Annotated in this window: 26 protein-coding genes; 13 read left to right on the forward strand and 13 right to left on the reverse strand. The window is 63.4% G+C overall.

All coding sequences use genetic code 11. The features are described 5' to 3' along the window. A partial coding sequence (locus BW994_RS16785) for an ATP-binding protein (protein WP_175612131.1) occupies window positions 1-213 on the forward strand: 213 nt, incomplete at its 5' end. A gap of 61 nt (window positions 214-274) precedes the next feature. On the opposite strand, the gene BW994_RS16790 is transcribed toward BW994_RS16785, so the two are convergent. The 4 genes from BW994_RS16790 to galU are packed head-to-tail and all read right to left on the reverse strand — an operon-like array spanning window position 275 to window position 4,849. Further along, window positions 275-1,594 carry a hypothetical protein gene (locus tag BW994_RS16790; protein ID WP_029310744.1) on the reverse strand — a complete coding sequence of 440 codons (1,320 nt, stop codon included), beginning with the start codon at window positions 1,592-1,594 and terminating at the stop codon, window positions 275-277. Then, a complete protein-coding gene (locus tag BW994_RS16795) occupies window positions 1,587-2,573 on the reverse strand; it encodes a glycosyltransferase family 2 protein (RefSeq protein ID WP_035227963.1) in 987 nt (328 codons plus the stop codon). Before BW994_RS16795 ends, BW994_RS16790 begins: the two co-directional genes overlap by 8 nt. Further along, window positions 2,560-3,978 (reverse strand): phosphoglucomutase/phosphomannomutase PgmG, encoded by a 1,419-nt coding sequence (gene pgmG / locus BW994_RS16800; RefSeq protein ID WP_029310742.1) that lies wholly within the window; start codon window positions 3,976-3,978, stop codon window positions 2,560-2,562. The genes BW994_RS16795 and pgmG overlap by 14 nt, the downstream gene beginning before the upstream one ends. After that, window positions 3,971-4,849 carry a UTP--glucose-1-phosphate uridylyltransferase GalU gene (gene galU, locus BW994_RS16805; RefSeq protein ID WP_029310741.1) on the reverse strand — a complete coding sequence of 293 codons (879 nt, stop codon included), beginning with the start codon at window positions 4,847-4,849 and terminating at the stop codon, window positions 3,971-3,973. Before galU ends, pgmG begins: the two co-directional genes overlap by 8 nt. A gap of 146 nt (window positions 4,850-4,995) precedes the next feature. Between galU and BW994_RS16810 the strand changes: the two genes are divergently transcribed. Further along, window positions 4,996-5,421: a MaoC family dehydratase gene (locus BW994_RS16810; RefSeq protein WP_029310740.1), complete on the forward strand. Its 426-nt coding sequence runs from the start codon at window positions 4,996-4,998 to the stop codon at window positions 5,419-5,421. Between the two features lies 1 nt (window position 5,422). On the opposite strand, the gene BW994_RS16815 is transcribed toward BW994_RS16810, so the two are convergent. Further along, window positions 5,423-6,328, reverse strand: a complete 906-nt coding sequence (locus BW994_RS16815) for an alpha/beta fold hydrolase (RefSeq protein ID WP_076454742.1) — start codon at window positions 6,326-6,328, stop codon at window positions 5,423-5,425. Between the two features lie 282 nt (window positions 6,329-6,610). On the opposite strand from BW994_RS16815, the gene BW994_RS16825 reads away from it, so the two are divergent. From BW994_RS16825 to BW994_RS16835, 3 genes are read left to right on the forward strand one after another with little or no spacing between them, the layout of a single operon-like run. Then, complete coding sequence (locus tag BW994_RS16825; protein WP_029310738.1) at window positions 6,611-7,393, forward strand: ABC transporter ATP-binding protein; 783 nt, start codon at window positions 6,611-6,613, stop codon at window positions 7,391-7,393. Then, a complete protein-coding gene (locus BW994_RS20030) occupies window positions 7,390-8,214 on the forward strand; it encodes an ABC transporter permease (RefSeq protein WP_029310737.1) in 825 nt (274 codons plus the stop codon). Before BW994_RS16825 ends, BW994_RS20030 begins: the two co-directional genes overlap by 4 nt. Continuing rightward, complete coding sequence (locus BW994_RS16835) at window positions 8,211-9,173, forward strand: ABC transporter substrate-binding protein (protein ID WP_035227958.1); 963 nt, start codon at window positions 8,211-8,213, stop codon at window positions 9,171-9,173. The genes BW994_RS20030 and BW994_RS16835 overlap by 4 nt, the downstream gene beginning before the upstream one ends. Window positions 9,174-9,181: 8 nt before the next feature. Here BW994_RS16835 and BW994_RS16840 read toward each other — a convergent pair whose 3' ends face one another. Further along, complete coding sequence (locus BW994_RS16840; protein ID WP_035227955.1) at window positions 9,182-10,969, reverse strand: FAD-dependent oxidoreductase; 1,788 nt, start codon at window positions 10,967-10,969, stop codon at window positions 9,182-9,184. A 103-nt stretch (window positions 10,970-11,072) separates the two neighbouring features. Here BW994_RS16840 and BW994_RS16845 point away from each other — a divergent pair, with 103 nt between their 5' ends. Genes BW994_RS16845 through BW994_RS16855 form a run of 3 tightly spaced genes read left to right on the forward strand, consistent with a single transcriptional unit; the run spans window position 11,073 to window position 12,844 of the window. Beyond that, window positions 11,073-11,402 carry a hypothetical protein gene (locus BW994_RS16845; protein WP_029310734.1) on the forward strand — a complete coding sequence of 110 codons (330 nt, stop codon included), beginning with the start codon at window positions 11,073-11,075 and terminating at the stop codon, window positions 11,400-11,402. Continuing rightward, window positions 11,399-11,890, forward strand: a complete 492-nt coding sequence (locus BW994_RS16850; RefSeq protein ID WP_029310733.1) for a hypothetical protein — start codon at window positions 11,399-11,401, stop codon at window positions 11,888-11,890. The genes BW994_RS16845 and BW994_RS16850 overlap by 4 nt, the downstream gene beginning before the upstream one ends. A gap of 9 nt (window positions 11,891-11,899) precedes the next feature. Beyond that, on the forward strand, window positions 11,900-12,844 hold the full coding sequence (locus BW994_RS16855) for a polyprenyl synthetase family protein (RefSeq protein ID WP_029310732.1): 945 nt from the start codon (window positions 11,900-11,902) through the stop codon (window positions 12,842-12,844). Window positions 12,845-12,923: 79 nt separating this feature from the next. Here the strand turns inward: BW994_RS16855 and BW994_RS16860 are convergent, their stop codons facing one another. From BW994_RS16860 to BW994_RS16885, 6 genes are all read right to left on the reverse strand, one after another. Continuing rightward, window positions 12,924-14,153, reverse strand: a complete 1,230-nt coding sequence (locus BW994_RS16860; protein WP_029310731.1) for an SAM-dependent methyltransferase — start codon at window positions 14,151-14,153, stop codon at window positions 12,924-12,926. Between the two features lie 176 nt (window positions 14,154-14,329). Then, window positions 14,330-14,887, reverse strand: coding sequence for a 50S ribosomal protein L9 (gene rplI / locus BW994_RS16865; protein ID WP_029310730.1), 558 nt, complete (start codon window positions 14,885-14,887; stop codon window positions 14,330-14,332). Window positions 14,888-14,899: 12 nt separating this feature from the next. Next, window positions 14,900-15,184: a 30S ribosomal protein S18 gene (gene rpsR / locus BW994_RS16870; RefSeq protein ID WP_029310729.1), complete on the reverse strand. Its 285-nt coding sequence runs from the start codon at window positions 15,182-15,184 to the stop codon at window positions 14,900-14,902. Window positions 15,185-15,187: 3 nt separating this feature from the next. After that, entirely contained in the window at window positions 15,188-15,664 is a 477-nt protein-coding gene (gene rpsF / locus BW994_RS16875) for a 30S ribosomal protein S6 (RefSeq protein ID WP_029310728.1), read from the reverse strand. 155 nt (window positions 15,665-15,819) lie between these two features. Further along, window positions 15,820-16,527 (reverse strand): class I SAM-dependent methyltransferase, encoded by a 708-nt coding sequence (locus tag BW994_RS16880; protein ID WP_029310727.1) that lies wholly within the window; start codon window positions 16,525-16,527, stop codon window positions 15,820-15,822. 25 nt (window positions 16,528-16,552) lie between these two features. Then, window positions 16,553-16,801: a hypothetical protein gene (locus tag BW994_RS16885; RefSeq protein WP_029310726.1), complete on the reverse strand. Its 249-nt coding sequence runs from the start codon at window positions 16,799-16,801 to the stop codon at window positions 16,553-16,555. 313 nt (window positions 16,802-17,114) lie between these two features. Here BW994_RS16885 and speB point away from each other — a divergent pair, with 313 nt between their 5' ends. From speB to BW994_RS16900, 3 genes are all read left to right on the forward strand, one after another. Further along, window positions 17,115-18,011, forward strand: coding sequence for an agmatinase (gene speB, locus BW994_RS16890; RefSeq protein WP_029310725.1), 897 nt, complete (start codon window positions 17,115-17,117; stop codon window positions 18,009-18,011). A gap of 125 nt (window positions 18,012-18,136) precedes the next feature. Beyond that, window positions 18,137-20,257, forward strand: coding sequence for an AAA family ATPase (locus tag BW994_RS16895; RefSeq protein ID WP_051657148.1), 2,121 nt, complete (start codon window positions 18,137-18,139; stop codon window positions 20,255-20,257). Between the two features lie 4 nt (window positions 20,258-20,261). Beyond that, window positions 20,262-21,260: a helix-turn-helix transcriptional regulator gene (locus BW994_RS16900; RefSeq protein WP_175612132.1), complete on the forward strand. Its 999-nt coding sequence runs from the start codon at window positions 20,262-20,264 to the stop codon at window positions 21,258-21,260. Between the two features lie 48 nt (window positions 21,261-21,308). Here BW994_RS16900 and BW994_RS19375 read toward each other — a convergent pair whose 3' ends face one another. After that, a complete protein-coding gene (locus tag BW994_RS19375; protein WP_139334175.1) occupies window positions 21,309-21,869 on the reverse strand; it encodes a helix-turn-helix domain-containing protein in 561 nt (186 codons plus the stop codon). Between the two features lie 440 nt (window positions 21,870-22,309). Between BW994_RS19375 and BW994_RS16915 the strand changes: the two genes are divergently transcribed. Both BW994_RS16915 and BW994_RS16920 read left to right on the forward strand, forming a co-directional pair. Beyond that, window positions 22,310-22,948, forward strand: a complete 639-nt coding sequence (locus tag BW994_RS16915; RefSeq protein ID WP_051657147.1) for a chemotaxis protein CheB — start codon at window positions 22,310-22,312, stop codon at window positions 22,946-22,948. 96 nt (window positions 22,949-23,044) lie between these two features. Further along, on the forward strand, window positions 23,045-23,258 hold a 214-nt coding region (locus tag BW994_RS16920; RefSeq protein WP_175612133.1), incomplete at its 3' end, for a transposase.

The following is a 23,258-nucleotide window of genomic DNA, read 5'->3' on the forward strand; positions in this document are numbered from 1 at the left end:
GTCGATGATCGCGACGGCAAGGGCGCCCTGCTGATCACCAGCCTGGTTCCCATCGGCCGCTGGCACGAAATCATCGGCGACCCAACCCTCGGCGATGCCATCCTCGACCGCATCGTTCACCGCGCCCACCGCATCGAACTGAAAGGAGAAAGCCTTCGAAAACGCCAGACCCTCACCCCTTCATCTGACTTGACGAACACCATCGAGAAATGACACCTGTTCAACCGTCAGTGGTATCCCACAACACCGCGTCATGCCGTTCCCCAAGCCCGCCTCAGGCATGGTGAACATCATGATCGCGATCAACGGAACCAGTGATCGCGATCGACCGGAATGGATGATCGCGATCAACGGAATACGCAACCATCCGTGCCGGCGACTGATTGCCGACCGGCACCGCCTCGATCCGCACGGACAGCACGATCAGCGTAACGACGAGGGACGCGAGCGCGGCTCGCCGGTCAGACCCGCGCAACGCCCGCAGCAGAAGGAATGCGAACAGCCCGACGCCCGGAAACACCCATTGGAAGTAATGCACATTCGCATACATCCAGAGTCCGCTCGGCAGCAGGTCGATATAGGAAAAAAACACCACGCAATACGCAAGGATTGCAACGGCAAGCAACGTCGCGCTCCACCGAACCGCCCCGCTGGTCTGCAGAACCGCTGGCACCACCCCGGCAATGCCCAGCGCAATCCAGGGACAGCGGGCCAGCAGGCTGACCCCGCTTGGAAACCACGGACGCGGGTCGATCAGCAAGACGTAGGCTTTCCATGGAAACTCGGAAAACGCGAAGCCGAGACGTCCCGACTGGATCACATAGGCGGTCTCGTGCAGGCCGTAGATCCGCAGGTATAGCATTCCATAGGGCACGAGCACGATCAATCCGCCCGCGATCAGTGCGGCGGCGTCCTGCCAGCGCACGCGGCGGCGACCGAATTCCGCTATCAGCAGGGCACCGCCGCAAAGCGCTGTAGTCAACGCATCGGTGGGGCGTACCAGCGGCATTGCGCCGAACACCACGCCCAATCCGAAGAGGCGCGACGACCGCCACCGATCCTGCGCCGGCGCCGGCGCCGCCGTAAGTTGCGCGGCAGTGCCGGCGAAGGCCAGCCAGATCAGTGCGGCCGATACGGTCGTGTTCCAGGGCACCGCCCATGTCTTTGCCAGCGGTTTATCCGCCATGGCCGTTAGAATGAACAGCGGCGCTGACCAGTGACGTGCCACGGCGAGGCGCAACGCGAAGGACTGGAATGCCGCATAGGCAATCAGCAAACCGGCAAGATCGACGAAAAAGAACGGATGCATCGGCAGCATTCCGATGAACGGTGCCGCCAAAAGGGAGTAGCCGAGTGGAAACCAATTCAGGGCCGGCGAAAAATGATGCGCCCATAAGGCCTGCGCCGACTGGATATATTTGCCTTGATCGAACCAACCCCACCAGCCCAGCGGGTAGGTCGGGTTATTGCCGGGGAGCGACGGATTGGCCAGATAATAGCCCAGATAGAGCACGACGACCACAATCCCGCCGAGCCACGGGACCCACTGCGGCGCGGACTGACGGACCCGGCTGGCAGCGTTCAATTCACTCATCGATCGTCTGGTCAGCCGCCTCATCCGGCGCCGCCGGTGCCGGCAAGCTGAGATACGCCAGCAGACGCAGCTCGCGCCGGCCCCGGGTCACCGTATCGAGAATGATGCCGGTGGTCAGGCTCAGCGCACCGACCAGCATGATGCCGGTGGCAAGAACCGCGGTTGGCAGGCGCGGCACCAGGCCGGTGTGTAGGTAGGTCAGCAAAACCGGGATGATCAGCGCCATGGCGACCACGGCGCACGCCAGCCCGATCGCACCGAAAAACGCCAGCGGGCGCTCGTGGCGGATCAGTTTCAGGATCATTTTCAGAATCCGCCAGCCATCCTGATAGGTGCGCAGCTTGCTTTCCGACCCCGGCGGCCGGCCGCGATAGCTGCCCTGTTCATGCGCGATCGGGATCGAGAGTTCCAGCGCATGCACCGCGAGTTCGGTCTCGATGTCGAACCCGGTGGACAGGGCGGGGAAAGATTTCACAAAGCGGCGTGAGAGGATTTTATAGCCCGACAGCATATCCTGCACGCGGTCGCCGAAAATGAAACGCACAGCGCCGGTCAGCATCAGATTGCCGAACCGGTGGCCGCCACGATACGCCTCCTGCGCGGTTTCGATCCGCACGCAATTCACCAGATCATAGGGGCCGCGCTGGGCGATATCGAGCAGGCGCGGTGCCAGACCCGCATCGTAGGTGTCATCGCCATCGGCCATCACGTAGTAATCGGCATCGATATCGCGGAACATCCGGCGCACCACGTGCCCCTTGCCCTGCTGGGTTTCGGTGCGCACCACCGCCCCCGCGGCGCGGGCCTCGGCGATGGTATTGTCGGTCGAGTTGTTGTCGAACACGAATACCGTGGCATCGGGCAGGGCCGCGCGAAACGCGCGCACCACCCGGCCGATCGCGATGCCTTCGTTATGGCACGGCAGTAAAACCGCTACGTGCAGGCGCTGGCACGGCACGCCCGGATCAGTGCCCGGCATTCGCGCCGGAAAAATCCGGCGCGAGGCCGGATGCAGCCAGTTGGGAAGCGAGCGTCGCCTTCAGCCGCGCCAGCCCCGCTTCCGAGCCCGCCTCGGCCCGCGCGACCAGAACCGCCTGGGTGTTGGACGCCCGCAGCAGCCACCAGCCATCGGCCGTGTTCACCCGCACGCCATCGGTTTCGGACACGGTCGCCCCATCGGCGCGCAGGCGCTCGGCGACCTCCGCGACGACGCTGAATTTGCGGCTCTCCGCGCAATCGAAGCGCAGTTCGGGCGTGTTGAGCACCGGCGGCAGGCTCTTGCGGAAGGCCGAAACGCTCTGGCCGCTGTTGATCATCGCGTTCATCACGCGGATCGCGGCGTAAAGCGCATCGTCGAACCCGTACCAGCGGTCGGCGAAGAAGATATGGCCGGACATTTCGCCGGCCAAGGGTGAGCCGGTTTCGGCCATTTTAGACTTGATCAACGAGTGGCCGGTCTTCCACATCAACGGCTTGCCGCCGGCAGCCGCAATCTGGTCGAACAGCACCTGGCTTGCCTTGACGTCGGCGATGATGGTCGCACCCGGATGAGTCTCAAGCACGTCGCGCGCGAGCAGGATCAGGAACTGATCACCGAACAGAATTTCGCCTGTGTCATCGACGATGCCGATCCGGTCCGCATCGCCATCGAACGCGATGCCGATGTCCGCCCCCTGCTGGCGCACCGCGGCTACCAGTTGCTCAAGGTTTTTTGGCACCGTCGGGTCCGGGTGATGGGCGGGAAACCGGCCATCGATTGCGGCATTCAGCACGGTGTGCTTGCCGGGCAGTGCCTTGACCAGGCGCATCAGCACATCGCCCGCCGCGCCATTGCCGGAATCCCACACCACGTTCAGGGCGCGATCGCCGCCATCCCAATCCTGCAACAGGCGCGCGATATACGCCTCGCTGATATCCTGCGTCGATACCGAACCCGGCGCCGCCGCAACCACATCGCCCGCCGCGGCTAGCCGGCCGAGGTCCTGAATTTGCGGGCCAAAGAACGGCTTGCGGCCGAGCATCATTTTGAAGCCGTTATAATTTGCCGGGTTGTGGCTGCCGGTGACCATCACGGCGCCATCGGTCGCCTCGACCGTGGCGGCGAAATAGAGCATCGGCGTCGGGCCGCAACCAATGTCGATCACGGTCATGCCGCTCGCCATCAGCCCTTCGATCAGCGTCGCGGCCAATTGCGGCGATGACAGCCGGCCATCCCGCCCGACGGCGACGCGGCTGCCGCCCTTGCGCGCGACCATCGAGCCGAAGGTGCGGCCGATCGCATAGGCATCGGCCTCGTGCAGCGTTTCACCCACGATGCCGCGAATGTCGTATTCGCGCAGGGTGGTGGCGGGAAACAGGTGCGAAAATGTGGCTTGATCATGCATTGGTGTAGGCTTTCAGGAATTTGCGAATCTCCGGGCTCAGATCCGGCCGCGACAGGCCAAAGGCGATCTGTGCTTCGAGATAGCCGATCTTGTCGCCGCAATCGAACCGCCGGCCTTCGAATTTCAGGCCGAAGAACGGTGCGTGGCCGATCATTTTGGCCATCGCATCGGTCAGTTGCACCTCATTGCCCGCACCGCGCTCCATCCGCGCGAGATGCGCAATCACTTCGGGCAGCAGCACATAGCGCCCGATGATCGAAAGATTGGAGGGGGCCACCTCGCGCTTGGGTTTTTCGACCAACCCGAGCACTTCGACCAGATTGCCTTGGGTTTCGCCGGTTTTGAGCACACCGTAGCGATGCACCTGCTCCATCGGCACTTCCTCGACCGCGACGACATTGCCGCCGGTTTGCCGATAGGCTTCGGCCAGCTGGGTCAGACAGGGCGTGTCGCTCAACACCAGGTCGTCCGGCAGGATGATCGCAAACGGATCATCGCCGATGAACGCGCGCGCGCACCAGATGGCGTGGCCAAGGCCGAGCGGCACCTGCTGGCGCACCGTGACGATCGAGCCGGGTTCCATCGCTTCGGAACGCAGCATGCCCAGGGTTTCGTCCTTGCCGCGCTCGTGCAGCGTCGCCTCGAGCTCGAAGGCGATGTCGAAATGGTCGATCAGCGCGGTCTTGCCACGGCCGGTGACCATGCAGAACTGCTCGATGCCGGCGGCGCGCGCCTCATCGATCGCGTATTGGATCAGCGGACGATCGACCACCGGCAGCATTTCCTTGGGGATGGCTTTGGTCGCCGGCAAAAACCGTGTCCCAAGGCCGGCAACCGGCAGCACCGCTTTGCGTAAAGGCTTGATTGACAATGAACTTCCCCCGAACTGAAAAAATCGCCGGCTTGCATGACGGCACGCGAATGGACGCAATCCTGCCGGTATGGCACCTGTAATCGATGCTCAGTGCCACGGCGGGCGGCGCCGGACAAGAACGCGTGACAAGGAAACCGACAAGCATGGATCAGATGGTCAAGGTCGGCACGAGTTTCGAGGTGGAACATGTTTTCGAAACCGAAGCATCACAGGCTTTCGCTCGGCTGGTCGGCGATACCAACCCGATGCATCACGACGAAGCCATGGCAACCGCCTCGCGGTTCGGCGGGCTGATCGCCAGCGGTACCGAAACCACCGCGCGCATGATGGGTCTGACCGCCGGCTATTTTTCCAATCTGGGTCCGACCGTCGGCATGGAGTTCACCTTCCGCTTTCGCCGCGGCGTGCCGATGAACGCACGCACGCTGATCCGCTGGGTGGTGACCGACATCGAGCATCGTCCGGGCCTCGGTACGATCGCGACCTCGGTCGGCACGCTGACCCTGGTGGACTCCGGCATCGTCGCGGTTGAAGCGACCAGCAAGGGCGTGCTGCTCGATCAGCCGTGAGTTATGGCGATTTGTTATAAAATGGCGGCGGCTCACCAGCCAACCAGGCCGTTATCATCGCGTTGACCGCCTCGGGTGCTTCCTGTTGCACCCAGTGCGAGACGCCGGGCAGGTAGCGGATGGTGAAATCATCGACCAACGCCTCGGTGCCGATCGTGAGTTCCTTGCCGAGTGCGGCGTCGCGCTCGCCCCAGAGCATCAGCGTCGGCACGGTCAGGCGTTTCGCCGGTGCCAGGCTGCGGAACGGATTGCGAAAATTCGCCCGATACCAGTTGATCATCGCGGTCAGCCCGCCGGGGATCAGCGCATTGGCGCGGTACACCGCCAGCACGTCATCAGGAAACCGGCTCTTGTCGACCGCCATGCCGCGAAATGCCCGCGCCACCCAGGCAGCATTGTTCGCAGACAGCACGCGCTCGGGCAACCACGGCAGTTGGAACCAGAAAATGTACCACGAGCGCCGTAACTGCCGGGTGGTGCGCAGGCCGCGCGCGAACAGATCGGGGTGCGGCAGGTTCATCACGATGAACCGATCGACCGGGCGGACCGCATTCAGCACGAACAGCCAGCCGAGCGCACCGCCCCAATCATGCCCGATCAGCAGAACCTCGCCATCGATGCCGCGCGCCCGTGCGGCATCGATCAGACCGGCCACATCGCGCAGCAAAGCCGATATTCGGTACGCCGCAACCCCGTCCGGCCGCGCGCTCTCGCCATAGCCGCGCAGATCGGGCGCCCAGGCCGTGTAACCCAGCGCCGCCAGCATCGGCAGCTGATAGCGCCAGGAAAATTTACATTCTGGAAATCCATGCAGGCAAAGCGCAAGCTTCGCCCCGTTGCCGGCCGTATCAACTGCAAACGCCAACCCGTTGGCCGTCACTTTGATCGTGCTGATCGCCTGGCTCATCGTTGCTCTCCCTGCGATCAGCCTAGCATAGCGAGGCGCCACGACCATGCCCGATCCGGCGCGGCCTGGAGTGGCGTTATTTTAAGCAATGAGGCGGTATCGGTTGATATCTTCAGCACATAATCGCGGGATATATGGACAATTACGTATAGGATGCCCTGAATTTCACCGATATGAACCAAACCGCCGTGATGGCACGGATCGTGCGTACCGTCGCGGGCATCGCAACCACTTTGGAGCCATCCCCTGACCCAATCGCCGCCACGCAATGACAGCGCGACCATGACGCCGGCGCTCGCCATCCGAAGTCTCAGCCACGATTTCATCGCGGCTGACGGCGGGGCCACGCCCGTGCTCGACCGGCTTGATATCGCGGTCGCCCCGGGCGAGATCCTGGCAATCGTCGGGCGCAGCGGCGCCGGCAAATCCACCCTTTTCAACATCATCTCCGGTCTGCTGAGTCCGCGTTCAGGCCGCATCGAAATCGCCGGCGTGCCGGCCGGAACGGGCAACAGCCGCATCGCCTATATGCTACAAAAGGACCTGCTGCTGCCCTGGCGCAGCGTGCTCGACAATGCGCTGCTCGGCATCGAACTGCGTGGCAAGGTTGGCGCCGTCGACCGCGAGGACGCGATCGCCATGCTCGAGCGCTATGGTCTTGCCGCCCAGATCAACGCCTATCCCCATGAAATCTCCGGCGGCCAGCGCCAGCGCGTCGCGCTGACCCGCACCCTGCTGCTGCGCCCGACCGTGCTGCTGCTCGATGAACCGTTCTCAGCCCTCGATTACGAAACCCGCCTGATGCTGGAGGACGATGTGATGAGCCTGCGCGATGAGCGCGGCATGAGCGTGGTCCTGGTCACCCACGATATCGAGGAAGCCATCGCGATGAGCGACCGCGTCGTGGTGCTCGCCGGCCGCCCCGCGCGCGTCTCGCAGGATATTTCGATCGGCCTGACTACCGCCGGCCGTCGCGATGCGATCAGCGCGCGCGAGGCACCGGAGTTTCGCGCCTATCACGCCCGCATCTGGGGCGCGCTGAAATCAACGGCAATCGCCGCATGAGTGCGCAGATCGATACCGCAGCGGCACCAAAGCCGCGCGCCCGGCAGGCCAGTCCGCACCGCACGCGCAACCTGATCCAGAACGCCGCCGTGGCGGTCATCGTCCTGGCCGGTCTCGCGCTCTGGCAGATCGCGGCCGATCGTCATCTGATCAACGGGCAGTTGTTCGGCTCACCGCTCGGCATTCTCGCCTCGGCGCATCAGGGCCTGACCACGGGCACGCTGCTCTATGATTCCTGGGTGACGCTCTATGAAACCGTCGCCGGCCTGCTGCTCGGCAGCATCGCCGGCACCGGCTGCGGCCTCGGCCTGTGGTTCGTGCCGAAAATCGCGCGCCCGGCCGAAGGCGTCTCGATCGTGTTGAACTCGGTGCCGAAAATCGCGCTCGGCCCGTTGATCGTGATCTGGTTCGGCTCGGGCATGAGCTCGAAAATATGGCTCGCCGCCATTTCGACCTTCGCGGTCTCGATGATCGCGGCCACCGCCTCGGTCCGCGAACTCGACCGCGACCTGCTCAACCTGTTCCGCGCGCTCGGCGCCTCGCGCGGCAAGATTTTCCGCAAACTCATCCTGCCCAGCGCGGTGCCGTGGATTTTCTCGGCGCTGCGCATGAACATCGGCTTCGCGCTGATCGGCGCCGTGGTCGGGGAATACATCGCCTCGCAAGCCGGCCTTGGCCACGAAGTCTTCGTCGCCGGCTCCCTGTTCGACCTCAACACCGTCTGGCTCGGCATCATCGTGCTCACGCTGATGGCATCGCTCCTGACCCTGATCGTCCGCCTCATCGAAGAAAGGTTCGTCACTTGGAAATCCGATCGTTGAAACGCGCCCTCGCCCAAACCCTCGGCGCACTCTGCCTCGCCGGCACCCTGCTCAGCCCCGCGCAGGCCGCTTCACCTCAAAAAGTGGTCATCTATCAGGCGTTCCAGTCGCTGCTGTATCTGCCGCTCTATGTCGCGATCGATCAGGGTATTTTCGCCAAGCACGGTCTCGCGATCGATAAGGTCACGGCCGGCAGCGGCGCCGCGGCGGTCGCCGCGGTGATCGGCGGCAACGCCACCTTCTCGCTGCAGGACCCGATGACAGCGATTCTTGCCAATCTCAAGGGCGCATCGATGACCAACGTCGCCCTGGTCGTCAACGGCGCGCCGGTCTGGGTGGTGGTGCCGAAAGGCTCGAACATCACCTCGATCGCCGGGCTCGCCGGCAAGCCGATCGCCACCGCGATACCTCCCTCGACCAGCACCTACCTGCTGCAACGCCTGCTGAAACGCGACAAGAGCACCGCCACGCTCGATACCGTGCAGATCGGCACCGAGCTTGCCCCCACCATGGCCGGCCGCGCCGCCGCCGCCGCCGCCGCCGTATACGAGCCGCAACTCGATGAAGGACTCGCCGCCGGCGACAAGATCATCTACGCCTTCACCAAGCACTACCCCGGCGGCTACGCCTTTTCGACCATCGACATGCTGAAAGCGACCGGCGTGAAAGACCCCGCTATGGTCAAGGCCTTCGTCGCCAGCCTCGCCGAAGCCGAACATCTGATGCACACCAACCCGAAAACCCCGCTCGAAGTCGCCGAAAAGGAGTTTCCCACCCTGCCCGCCCCGGTGCTGAAATCCGCCGTCGCACGCATGGTGTCTGAAGACGTCTACCCCGCCAACCCCACGATCTCGCCGAAAGCCTTCGAAAACGCTCTGGCGCTGCAGATTTTCATCGGTAACATCAAACCGGGACAGGTGACCTTCAAGGATGCGGTCGAACCCGCATTCGCGAAATAGCCGGCCGGTCAGCCGTTCGGAAACCACCGCGCGTAGCGCTGTTTGATGGTGCGATCGGCGGTGGCCACAATGTTGGCGGCATAGGCGAACGGCCGGGTCGCTGCCGCGAGCCCGGCCTTCGCGAGCGCGGGGTATTCATCGGGCTGGCTGATCCGGATCGGCGGTCCACGACGATGGCGGCGGCGCAGCGCCTCCGCCGCCATCAAGCCGCTGACCACCGCCCCTTCGATGGTCACGACATCGATTGCGGTCTGGCAGAAATCCCCGGCGATAAACAGGTTCGGAATGCCGCAGGTGGCCTGCGGCCGCCAGTCCCAGCTGCCGACCTGATTGACGAATAATTCCTCGCCGACATTGGTCTGCAAATGGGTGCGGCAGGTCAGCAGATCGGCATCGTCGAAATCGAGATAGCGATGCAGTTCGGCGACCAAGGCGGCAATGATATCATCATCGCCATAGCTCATTGGCACCAGTGTATCGGCGTTCGAGGCGACCACGTTCAGGCTGGTCCCCTGCGGCGCGGCCTGCGTCCAGGTTTGCGACGTATCCAGAAAACTCAGCTGATACGGCGAGTCCAGCAGCACCGTGATGCCGCGTGGAATCTTGTCGAGCTTGCGGCGAAAGAACAGGTCGAGCGAAATCATCGGCTCGGTGCAAAGATAATGCACATTGGGCAGGGTCGGCGCCCGCGCCGCGATCGCCGGGGTGATCAGCTCGCCCAGCGGCCCCGGCGGCAATGCCAGGATCAAATCATCGCTCACCGCCATCGGCTCGAACGGGGTGGATGGTTGTTCATCCGGCTGGCCGCGGTGGATCGAGGGGGATGAGGCATGCCGCAACAGACCGATGCCGGTGATCCGCCCGGTATCGGGATCGATGGTGAGGGATCGGACCGAGGTGAGCGTGTGGATGGTCAGCCGGCCGCCCGGCCCGCTTGCCTTGGGCAAGCCTGCCACGATGCCCAGCGGATTGGCCGGATCAGGATCGAGCGCGCCGACCACGGTGAACGCGCTGGCAATGGCGTGCAGTCGTTTCAGCCAAGGTGTGAATATCGCACTGGCGGTGGGCCCGGCCAGCAACCACATCGAGGGTTCCGGCAGACGCAGCCCGTAGCTGAGCAGGGCTTTGAAACTGCGGGCCGAACTCAGATAGCTCGGCGAGGCGAACGCCTGTGCCGTGGTCCGATACGTTGCGGCCAACGCCGCATCGCTCGCATAACTGCGGGCCGACATGAACGACGCGACGCTGGTTTTCTCGATCTGATCGCTGCGCCTGGCAGGCTCGCTGGTCAGATCGGCCATTGCCTGACCCGAGAGAAACATATTGATCGGCGTATCCATGCCGCTGGCAAGATTGCGCAAAATGGTCCAGGGCGAGCCGACGTTCACGAGGCTCGTCGCACGCGCGCCCGGCCTGCTGCGGTCCGGTCTGCCGCGCGGCAGGTTGAACACCGCATCGATCGGGATGAAGCTGCCGAGCGCGCCGACCTCATCCATCAATGTCCAGAAATTATGATACCAGTTGAGATACATGTGATAACAATGCTCGTGCCAGTCGCCGGTGCGCGGGCAACCGCCGGACCCGGCGCATAGGTCGCATTCCGCCGGCTTCGTTGCATCGTCGGCATCGGCATCCACGCCGACATCGCGATGCGCGCCGAGCTTGCCGCCGATGAAATCGTTTGCCTCGATCAGCGTCACATCATAGCCGCGCTCCAGCAGGCGATGCGCCGCGGTCAGGCCCGCCACACCGGCACCGGCGATGATCACCCGAGGCGGGGCGGCGCTGCTTGCCATGATCGGGCCTTTTCGTGCATATTTCGACAGCAAAATCATAGAGGCCTCGCCTCGTGGACGCAACGCCGCCACGGCGTTGGTTGCTGGACCGGAAGGATATCGAATGGCGGCGAACTATCCCGCAATGCTGCGCACGGCCATGCAGGTGCAAGGCGCTGCGGCGGCGACCTGGCTCAACCTTGCCGGGCGCGCGAGCCAATTCGCACTGCAGGAAATGACCGGTCTGGCACGCGCGGGCGCCGCACCGCTGCTGGCCGACCGCGACCATCGCCAGACCGCCTGCGAGGACGCACTCTGGACCGGCTATATGGCGCATCAGCAATTCCTGCGCGCTCTGACCGGCGCCTCGCGCCTGTCGCTGCTGGTGTTTTTGAACGAGCTGGACCAAAGGCGCGGCGCCCGCCCGATGCCGCCGGAAGACCGGGCACGATGAGCGATCCATCGGCGAATCCGCTGGCCGCGCTCAGCGAACTCTACATGAAGGGTCTCGCCGCGTTCCAGTCCGCCGCCGGATCGCCTGGGGGGGGATCATCCGATCAGTCCGGCACACAGGGTTTCAACCCCGCCGCCATGCTGCCAGGTGGCACGCCGCCCGAAGTCGCGGCCGCGCTGACCGATGCTTGGCGGATCAGCGCCACCAGCGCGCTGCGCTACGGTCAGGCGCTGATGGCGGTGCAACTACGCTATCAGGCCGCGTTGCTGCACGCGATGTCCGATCGCGCGAACGGCCGCGCCGCTGAAACATTGGTGCTGGCCGATGATGCGCGGGCGTTTCTGCGCGAAATCGGCGACACCGCCGAACGCGAGGCACGACGGCTGCACATGGAACTCGATCAGGTCAGCGAGGCACTCGCCCAGGCGCTGGCACAGGCCGCCGATCCGGCCGATCCGGCCAAACGATCGTATCAGGTCAAGGCATAAGCAGGCTGCATGAACAATAACGGCAGCGGCGGCGATGTGATCGCCGCACTGGGCTTGACCACCGAAATGAACGCCCTGGGCGCGCGGATCGCTGCATGGCTGCGCGGTTGCGACCCCGAAATGAGCGAAGCGCTCGACTGGCAGTTTCGCGGCGGGTCGAAATATTTCCGGCCCCTGACGATGTTCGCCTGCTACCGCTCGATCATGCCGGGTCCCGATTGCGGCCCGATCCCGCCGGAGGTGATGACCGCGGCCCTGGTGGTCGAAATGATGCACAACATGACGCTGGTGGTCGATGATATTCTCGACCGGTCCGACACGCGACGCGGCCGTGCGACGATGCACACGAAATTCGGCGAGCTGAACGCGCTGATGACCTCGGGCTACATCGTCGCCGCCGGCTACGAGCAACTGGGCGGCGATGTTCTGGCGATCCGGCTGGTTTCGGAATTGATCAAACGGTTGGGCGTTGCCGAATGCCTGCAGTGGCGGTTACGCCGCCAGGTGCTCGGGGTCGAAGACTGGCGGCGGATCGCCGGCGAGGACACCGGCTCGATGTTCGAGATTTGCGCCTGCCTGGGCGATCGTAGCGGACGGTTGCGCCGCTTCGGCGGCCTGCTAGGCCTGCTGTATCACGGCTGCGATGATGTTGGTGACGTGCGCGGTGCGGTGGCCCTCGGCGGCGGCGGCGAAGCCGATGTGCGTGACGGTATCCTGACGCTGCCGGCAGCGCTTGCGATCCGCGATCCCGCCGTCGGCGCGCTGTTCACCAAACCCGAGCCGACCGATGCCGACTACGCCAACCTCGCCGCAGCCTTCGCCGCCCGCCTGCCGGACGCCGAAGCCTATCTCGACCGGATCGCCGAGGAAGCGCGCACCGAAGCGCGCCTGTTTGCCGTCGACCCCACGCCGCTCTACGCCCTGATCGACCAGACCCGCGGCCTGAGCCGATAACGGCGCAAGGCGGCGGATGTCATGCTGTCACGCCAGCAGGGCGAGCGCGCGCCGCATGCCGATCAGCCCCACCCTGGCATCAGGCCGTCTGCCGCGCGAGCACGCGCTCGGTATCGACCATATAGTCGCGGGTGAGCGGCACGGCGTCCTGACGGCGGGCGAGCTGGAGTTGGAACACCATGTGATCCTGCACGGCGAAGGCGAGTTCCGAGCCGGCCAGGTAGAACTCGAACATGCGGCAGAAGCGTTCGTCGTACAGTGAGGCAATGGTATCGCGGTTGGCGGCGAAGCGCCTGCGCCAATGATTGAGGGTTTTGGCGTAGTGCAGACGCAGGATTTCGATATCGGTGCTGCGGAGTCTGGATCGTTCGAGCGGGCCGAACACTTCGGATAATGCCGGCGAGTAGCCGCCCGGGAAGATGTATTTGGCGAGCCACGGGCTGGTCGCCGCCGGGCCATCGAACCGACCGATCGCGTGGACGAGCGCAACGCCGTCCGGCTTCAGGCAGCGATGAACCGTTTCGAAATAGGCCTGATAATTGGGGAGGCCGACGTGTTCGAACATGCCGACCGAGACGATGCGATCGAACTGCCGGTCGACCGCGCGATAATCGATCAATTCGAAATTCACCCGGTCCGACAGCCCCTCGGCCTGGGCGCGGGCGCGGGATTCGGTCAGTTGTTCGACCGAGAGGGTGATGCCGGTGACTTTGGCGCCATAGTCGCGCGCCAGGGTCAGCGCCATGCCGCCCCAGCCGCAGCCGATGTCAAGCACGGTCAGATCCGGCCGGTCGAGCAGAAGTTTTGCGGCGATGTGGCGTTTTTTTGCAGCCTGCGCTTCATCGATCGTCTCATCGCCGCGCGGAAAATAGGCGCAGGAATACTGGCGATCACGATCGAGGAACAACGAATAGAGCCGCCCGTTCAGATCGTAATGATGTGCCACATTGCGGCGCGCGTTGCGGGCATTGTTCATCTGGGCGAGCGGCCGGGCGATGCGGTTAAACATCGCCTGCGCGCGCAACACGGGAATCCGGCGTTCCGCCAGTTCGACGCTGGCGAGCAGAACATGCAGCACATCGTAGATCGTGCAGTTCACCGGGGTCAGTGTGCCTTCCATATAGGCCTCACCGATCGCCATGCCCGGCGCGTACGCCAAATGCCGGATGACAGACTCATCGTGGATGGCAATCGTAGCACTGGGTCCGGGTTCGCCGGCATAGTGGCTGGCGGTGCCATCCGGCCAGATCACATCCAATTCACCCAGCACGATCAAACGTTTCAGAAGCCTGTCTAACATCGGGCGCATGCTCGACCTCGTCTCGATAGGTTAACTACAAACTTTATTTGGGAACGATCTTCACCATAAAAAAGGCCTCACTACGGTATGGTTGCTGTCCAAATTATGCGCAACAAAAAAGCGCCGGGGCGTGCCCTGGCGCTTGATGTCGGTCGTGTCGGTCGGGTTGACCGAACCGGAAACGATCAGTCGGTTTCGGCGGTTTCCGCGTCTTCCTCAAAGGTTTCCATCTCGTATTCGTCTTCATCGCGGGTCAGGGCTTCACCGCGCGCCTGTTTTTCCGCCTCTTCGGCGCTGCGCGCGACGTTGACGGTCACATTCATCACGACTTCGGGATGAAGAGCGACGCGGACGGTCGCGAGCCCCAGCGTCTTGATCGGTGTATCGAGCAGAACCTGGTTGCGCTCGATCGTCAGGCCGCCGTCGATGCAGCCATCCGCAATGTCGCGCGCGGTGACCGAGCCGTACAGTGAACCGGCATCGCTCGCCTGACGGATCAGAACGACCGAAAGGCCATGAACCCGTTCGGCCAGGCGCTCGGCCTCGCCACGGCGCTTGATGTTCTGCGCCTCGAGTTGAACGCGCTCACGCTCGAAGCGTTCGCGGTTGTGCTTGGTGGCGCGCACCGCCTTGGCCTGCGGCAGCAGGAAGTTGCGGGCATAGCCGGGTTTGACTTTGACCACTTCGCCCATCTGGCCGAGTTTCTCGACGCGCTGGAGCAGGATCAATTCTACTTGTGCCATAATGCGTGCTCCTCAATCGACCACGTAGGGCAGCAGGGCGAGGAAACGGGCGCGCTTGATGGCGCGCGCGAGTTCGCGCTGCTTCTTGGCGGAAACGGCGGTGATCCGGCTCGGCACGATCTTGCCGCGCTCGGACAGGAAGCGCGACAGCAGCCGCACGTCCTTGTAATCAATCGTCGGTGCGCCGGGGCCCGAAAACGGGCAGGCCTTACGACGGCGATAGAACGGCCGGCGGGCGCCGACGGCGGCGCGACGGGCGCCGGGGTTGATTTCGGTATCGTCAGTGGTGCTCGACATGGCTCAATCCTCCTCGACCTGATCGTCATCGCGATCGGTGCGGAACTCGTCACGGGCGCGGAACTCTTCGCGATCTTCAGGACCACGGCGGCGGCCGCTATCGAAGCGTCCAGCCGGTTTCGGGCCGCGGAAGCCGCGTTCACGGTCACGGTCGTCGCCACGGCGCGACAGCGGTGCCGACGGTGCTTCCTCGATTTCCTCGATCCGCAAGGTCATGAAACGAAGAATGTCTTCGTTCAGGCCGAGCAGGCGCTCCATTTCGTTGATCGACTTGGATTCGGCATCGAGCCCGAGCAGGACATAATGGCCCTTGCGGTTCTTCTTGATGCGATACGCCAGGTTGCGCAGGCCCCAATATTCCCGCTTCTTGACCGCACCACCCTCGCCTTCCAGCTGGGCGGTGATGTCGTCGGCGATGACATCGACCTGTTGTTGCGTGATTTCGCTGCGTGCGATGAGCACGCATTCATATAGCGGCATGATACCCCCTATGGGTTGCTTCAGCCCCGACGTGTCCATTTATCGTGGACGCGCCAATTTCCCCCATGGAAACGGGCATAGCCGCGCACGATGCCACGTGCCCGGCAGGGAGATGGGCGTGTGGCATAGTTGATGGTTCGGTGCAAGCGGGCCGGTCAGCCCGGCTTCTGCCATTCCATAAGTAAGAAATATGGAACGCGCCGATAGCGCTGCCGATAATCGGCGTCCCCATCGTGGGGCTGTGGCTCATCAAAATGGCGCAAAATGAGCCCCTGCGCGAGCAGCAGGCTCATGTACCGGCTCAGCGGCCGGTGATGATTCTGGATGTGGACGCCGCGCCACCCGACCCAGTCGGCGCGGTCGTCCATGTAATCATCGATCACGAAACGCGGCGTCCCGTCATGATCGTTGGTCCAGCCTTCGGGCGGTCCGGCTGTATAAAAACTCGTCATGTTGGCGATCAGCAGCGTGCCGCCGGGGCGCAGCACCCGAACCATTTCGGGGATCGCAGCGTCGATATCCGCGATATCGAGCAATGTGAGGTAGCTAACCACCAGATCGAACGCGCCGTCGTCGAAGGCGAGACGTTCGGCCACGCCATGCCGATAGTCACCCTGGGGATCGAGCGTGCGCGCCTGATCGAGCAAGGCCAAGGTCGGGTCGATCCCGACCGTTGCGATGCCGAGCACCTGCATCATACGGCAGAACCGACCCTCGCCGCAGCCGACATCGACGGCGCGCTCGAACCCTCGCCCCCGCAACCGTGCCAGCATCGGTGCATCGAGCACATAATCGCGGGCACCGCCGCCCCTTTGCAGATCCGCAATCCAGGCGGCAGCTGATTGATCCCATCCGTTGTCCAATTTGGATCCCTTATTGGCTGTATCGTCATCGATCATCGGCACCCACCAGACGCAGCGTCACGCGCGCCGCGTGCGCGGCCGGCCGCGACCCCGCTGCAGTGGTCGAACCGCCGCCGATGATGACACGCGGCTGGAATGTCCGGCAACGCGACAGGGCAACGATTGCTTGACGCGCGTGCCGGCGGGTTTCGAGCCACAGCAGCACCGAGATGACGCAATAGACCATGATGATGCATCCGAGCAGAATGATCGGAAGATAGATAAAGGCCGACATGTGACGATCCGTCGCCAGAAATGGCGACGACCTTTCAACATTGAGGCACCGCAAATCAGCGGCAGAAATCAGATTTACAGAGAATGAAGCCGGAGTCGCAGATCAGGCGGTAACAAGACCGCGCGCATGTCCGGGTTGCGTCATCCCGAAGGGCGAATAAATTGCTGTCAACACTCAACCCTCCTGCAAGAATGATCAGAACGTCTTTGCTGTAACAACCTCGCTCTCGTCTGTCCAGATATTTTTCAGCCATAGCCGTGCCCTTGCGATCCGGCGTGGTTGATCGCGCGATTGGCCGTGTTACGGTGCATGGATGATCGAGCAACCGACCTTTGCAACCAGGCCTGCCTTCCTTGGCCTGACCAGCAGCGACCCACGCGCCGAATACGTGATCGCCGGCATTCCGCTCGACATCGGCGTCACCAATCGGGCCGGCGCTCGTTCGGGTCCGGCGGCGATCCGCGCGGCCTCGCGCATGCTCGCCGGCAATGATCATCCGCATCACTGGGTCAGCGTCGATGCAATGCCCATCGCCGACATCGGCGACTTCGCTATTGCCCTGGGCGACATTCCCCGCAGCCTCGCGTTGATCGAGCAGCAGGCCGCAGCGGTCAATCATCTGCTCGCCCTCGGCGGTGAACATGGCATCACCCTGCCGCTGTTGCGCGCCCTGGCCAAGCGCCTGGATGCGCCGCTCGGCCTCGTGCATTTCGATGCCCACGCCGATACCTGGGGCGAAAACTACGGTCAGGTCTACAGCCATGGCTCGGTGTTTTTCCATGCCATTAACGAGGGTCTGGTCGATCCACACCGGATGATCCAGATCGGCATTCGGTCGCCGCTGCCGCGCGAAACCTATGACTGGACGGTTGGCAAGGGTGTGACCATCCTGTCTGCGCAGGACGTCCACGAAATCGGTGTCGCGGCGACCGCGGCGCGGATCCACGAGGTGGTCGGGCATGCGCGGGCGACCTATCTGAGCTTCGATATCGACTGTCTCGATCCGGGGTGCGCGCCGGGCACCGGCACGCCGGAAATCGGCGGGCTGGCGTCGTGGCAGGCGCAGGCGCTGATGCGCCGACTTGGCGGGATCGGCTTCGTTGGAATGGATCTGGTCGAGGTCGCGCCGGCATATGACGTCAGTGAAATCACCGCCCTGGCTGGTGCGACGATGATTTGGGAATATCTCGCACTACTCCGGGCGGCCTGATCCGGGTACGTTCGATACGTCCAATTCTGACGTATTCAACGTGTAGACGATACGGACGACCCGATGTGTGCGATGGTCGATCCAATGCTCCGTTTCCGGTCGGATTTTTGCAGGAGGCTGCTGCCATGGCGATCCAAGAGACGTTCGATGACTTTGTGGTTGATTTTGAAACGAAGTTCACCACGGACGCTCGTAGCGGTCACGATGGGGCAAGTCTGCTTATTTATGCGCATAACGTGCTGAATGCGGTCGAACCGGCGTCGGACGAAGCGCAGGTTCTTGTGGGGTGGCTTGCGCGCAACCGCGAGCGACTGGGCTTGGACGAAACATTGTTCACCGAGGGCGATTCCGGCCGGGGGGAGCGACGCAGCAAGCTCAGACCGGTCGGCAAGATGCGATGGCGCGCGTTCGGCCGCGCGCTGGAGGGCCAGGTCGGCAGCGGCGAACCGCTCCCGCATTCGCTCGACCCCGGCTTTATCGCGGTGGCTGATGCTTTGGGACTGGAAGGGCTCGATCTCGCGCTGTTCCGGCTGATTGTGTTGTACCGGCTCGATAACCGGTTCGAACGCCTGTTCGATGGCTTGGCCTCGGCGCGCGGGCGGCCGGGCATTCTGCGGCGTTATCCGGACCTGTTCGCCTTGCTGATCAGCGGCAGCCCCGCCGAAATCAACGCCCGGTTCCGCGCCGATGCGCCGATGGTGGCATCGGGCGCGATCCGGGTGGATGACGATGGCGACATCCAGATCGCGAGCCGGCTGATCGCGCTGATCCACGCCTGCGCGCTGGGCGATGCGGATGTGCGGACCGAATTGCTCGGTGCGCCGGTGGCGGCGCGGCTGCCCTGGGTGGCGTTTCGGCATCTGGGTAGCGAAATCGAAATCGCGCGGCGCGTGCTGCGCCAGGCGATCGCTGCGGGCAACGAGCGGGGCGTGCATGTGCTGCTCTACGGCCCGCCGGGCACTGGAAAGACCGAATGCGCCGCGAGCCTGGCCGCCGAGTTGGGGGTGCGGCTCCATGTGATCGGCGAGCGGAGCGAGCATGGGCGCGAGCCTTCGCGCGGCGAGCGGTTGTCGGACCTATTGCTGGCGCAGCGGGTCGGCGCCGGCGGAGAGGCAGTATATTTGTTCGACGAGGCCGAGGATCTGTTCCGGCCGCGCAGCTTCGACCGCGAGCCGGACCCGAAGATTTTCATCCACCGCCTGCTGGAAGGCGCGCCGGTGCCGATGATCTGGGCGGCGAACGATCTGGAAGCGTTTTCCCCGGCGGTACTGCGCCGGATGAGCCTGTGCATCGAGGTGCGGCTGCCGCCGCAGAATCGCCGGGCGGAGTTGTGGCAGGAACTCGCGGTGGCCGAGGGCGTGGCGCTCGATGCGCCGACGGCGCGGAAACTGGCCCGGCTGATCCCCGCCGCACCCTCGGTCGCGCGAACCGCGTTGCGGGCAACCCGGCTGGCGGGCGGCGATGCCGAGACCGCCGAACTGGTGGCATCCGGCATGGCGCGTGCGATCGGGCATGGTCACGCCGCCGCCCCTGAGGCGGAGACCGAAACCCTGTACGATCCCGCGTTGAGCAATGCCGATGGCGATCTGGCGGCGATGGCCGAGCGGCTGTCGCGGCCCGGCGCGCCGCGCACCATTTCCCTGCTGCTGTCCGGCCCGCCAGGTACCGGCAAGAGCGCGTTTGCCCGGCATCTGGCCGGCAAGATGGGGATGACCGTGTTGCAGAAGCGCGGCTCGGATCTGTTCGGCCCCTATGTCGGTCAGACCGAAGCGCAGATCGCCGCCGCCTTTGCCGAAGCGCGGGCGACCCAGGCGTTTCTGATTTTCGACGAGGCGGACAGCCTGCTGCTCGATCGTTCGGATGCGCATCGCTCATGGGAGGTCAGCCAGGTCAACGAGATGCTGACCTGGATGGAGACCCATCCGTTGCCCTTCGCGTGCACCACCAACCTGCCGGACCGGCTGGACAAGGCGAGCCTGCGGCGGTTTCTGGTGCGGCTGAACTTCGCGCCGATCCGCCCGGATCAGGCAGCGACTTTGTTTGAACGAACCTTCGGACGCGAGGCGCCCAGCGGTCTGGCGCGGCTGGACCGGCTGACCCCGGCCGATTTCAGCCGGGTCGCGCGCCGGATCGCGGTGCTCGGCCTGCCGGATGATGCGGCGGCGATTCTGGCGTTGTTCGCAGCGGAGGTCGAGGGACGCGAGGGCCTCGCCCGCCCGATCGGATTCGGGCCGGGGCGCGGGTAGCGCCGTGCTGATCACGGTCAAGGACGGCATGAACCTGTCGCCGTCACGCCGGGCGCCGAGCGCGGGGGCGGTGCGTTATGAGCCGGGCACGCGACTGGTCAGGCTGGCCGTGCGGCTGGCCGGTTCGCGCATGGGCCTCTCGCTCGAGGAGATGGCGGCCGAGCTGAAGGTGGGCCGGCGCACCGCGGAGCGGTTGCGTGATCGGTTGGAGGAGATGTTCCCCCAGCTCGCCTATACCGACGACGAAAACCGGGTCCGGCGCTGGCGGCTGCCGCGCGAGACGCTGCCTGCCCTGCCCGCGCAGCCCGGCGCGATCGCCACGATCGAAACGCTCGCGCGCGAGCTTGCCGCCAAGGGCGACGACGCAAGGGCGGCGGATTTGCGCGATGCGGCGGCAACGCTGCGGGCGATGATGACGCCGGTCGCGCTGCGGCGCTCGGAGCCTGATATCGAGGCGCTCATGCAGGCCGAGGGCACCGCCGCGAGCCCCGGCCCGCGGTTGAAGCTCGATCGGGGGACTTTGACCGATCTGCGGACGGCCATTCTTGGCATGCATGCGATCGAGTTGAAATATCGACCGGCCGGCGAGACGCGCACGAGCATTTATATCCTTTGCCCCTATGGAATTCTGTATGGCCGACGGGCTTATCTGGTGGCGCGCAAAAGCGGCTCCCCGGATATGCGGTTATGGCGGATCGATCGGATCAGCGATCTGCTGGTGTTGCCTGAATGCCTCAGGCGGCATGAGTTCGATTTGGCGGCCTATGCGGCGCAGTCGTTCGGGGTGTTTCAGGAGCCGCCACGGGATGTGGTACTGCGGTTCAGCGCCGATGCGGCAGAGGATGCGGCGGCGTGGGTGTTTCACCCTTCACAACAGGTCGAGCCGCAGGCGGATGGATCGCTGCTCGTGCGGCTCAGATGCGGCGGGATGCGCGAATTGGGCTGGCATCTGCACACGTGGGGAGACGCGGTGGAGGTTTTGGCCGGCGATGTGCCGCGGTAGCGGCGGGAGCTTGTCTGCCCCGACGTTCCGATATTCCGGCCATGGCTTTCATTCCATTGTGATTTCGTTGGCCTCGGAGGCGTCCGCTAATGTCACGAATATCGAGTCATTGGGCATTTTCAGCTCCGGAGCGAAGTGGCTTTGGGTACCCTGCCCGCCAAGGCTTCTGACAAACTCGACGATTGCCGACCTGACGCCGGCAGAAGGAATTTTTTCGAGTAGGTCGAACAGCATCAGTAAGGTTGTCGAACCATCGTAATTGATGTCGTGCGGGGTTCGGCCTGATCTGAACCGATCGATCGCGTTTGCGCGGCGTAAATCGCCGGCGCTCAATGTCGCGCTCACATCATCCTTGAAGAAAAATGCGATCGACACGCGCATCATTTGCGCCAGACGGTAGAGGTTTGCGGGCTCGATGCGAATGCGGCCGGCTTCATGGTCGAGAATCTGGCCGACAGGAAGGTTAAGTGCTCGCCCAACATCGTGGGAGGAGATGCCGAGTTCCTGACGGCGGCGCGCCACGCGGACACCGATGTGGCGATCCAACGCGTCGCCGGCGCGTCGTCTTTCGACTTTAACCTCCGTTTGACCAAAGGTTGTGGGGTTCAAGCGACTCTGTGACCTTGCCAACTCCGATCCTCCGTCAAATGTTTGCCCAGAGCCGGTATTCCCGCGACCCCAGCGTTGAACGACTCACGTTTATTTAAAAAAATAACGCAGCTTCGCTAAAACTCGTACTTCGATCAAATCGAATTCGGCTGCTCAAAATATCGGTCAGCGTTATAAGAAGTGCCATAAGCCTTCGATTTCAATTATTTTTTCTTTTTTAAAATCACATAATGAATGTATAGCGATGTTATATCCCGCTCCAATCATGTCGGTATAGACTCGGAAACTACTTAGATTACCAAGCGAACAATCTATTTGCCTACGTAGAAGAGGCGCGGTGCACCAATCAACGCATGGCCGGTTGTAATGGCGGCCGGCTCGGCGCATTTCTGGTCCTCAAGGCGTGAGATCCGGTATTATGAAGCGCGGAGGTTTTACTGATGGGCGGGAGCGTGCCGGGCGGTGAACGGCAAGTCGAGGCAGCAGCCGAGGATCGATTTCCGGTGGTTTGCGTCGGTGGTTCGGCGGGTGGGCTCGATGCGTACGTCAGATTTCTGCGCCACGTGCCGCCGGATTTTGGTGTTGCGATCATCATCGTTAACCATTTGCGGACCGTTGCGACGTCACTGCACACGATATTGCCCCATTATACGAAAATGCCGGTGCAGTTGATTACGGATGGATTGGTGCTCAAGCCCAACCATGTTTTCATCATTCCAGAAAAGAGTGACCTGCATGTTTTAGACGGCGAGTTCCGCCTGAGGCCGATATCGAAGCCGCGCGGGTGGCCCGATGTGATTACCGTGTTTCTGCATTCGTTGACGCAGCATTGGCGGGGCCAGATTTTCGCTGTCATCGTCTCCGGCTATGATGGTGATGGCGCCGACGCGTTATGCGCGATCCGTGAGATCGGCGGCATTACGATTGCGCAACGGCTCGATACCGCCAAGCAATCTGATATGCCCGAGAGTGCGATTTCGACCGGATGCATCGATTTCATTTTGTCACCGGAAGACATTGCGCCAAAGATCGTCGAATGTCTCAAGGGGGCTTACCCCGACGGGGCGCGCTCGATTTAGCCCGCATTATGCATGAAGGTCGGCGAGCATAGCGTAAACCGTTGATTCGTTGTAAGTATTTGTTGTTGAGACAAAACTTCACCACGACGGAACACCATGCTCGCCTCGGTTGCAAATACTCCAATTCTCCCTGGTCTGTCACCTGTCGCCGGCAAGTCGATCGAGGCCCGGTTCGACGGCGATCTGCTCTCCTCCGACGGGGGGTTGCTGGGGTTACGCGCCATCGAGCAACGGCTCGGCATCGCAAGTCGTTTGGCCGCATGCATCGATGATCCTCGTGCGCCTGGGCGTGTGATCCATGGGCTCGACG

The organism is Acidiphilium rubrum (genome assembly GCF_900156265.1).
Lineage (GTDB): Bacteria > Pseudomonadota > Alphaproteobacteria > Acetobacterales > Acetobacteraceae > Acidiphilium > Acidiphilium rubrum.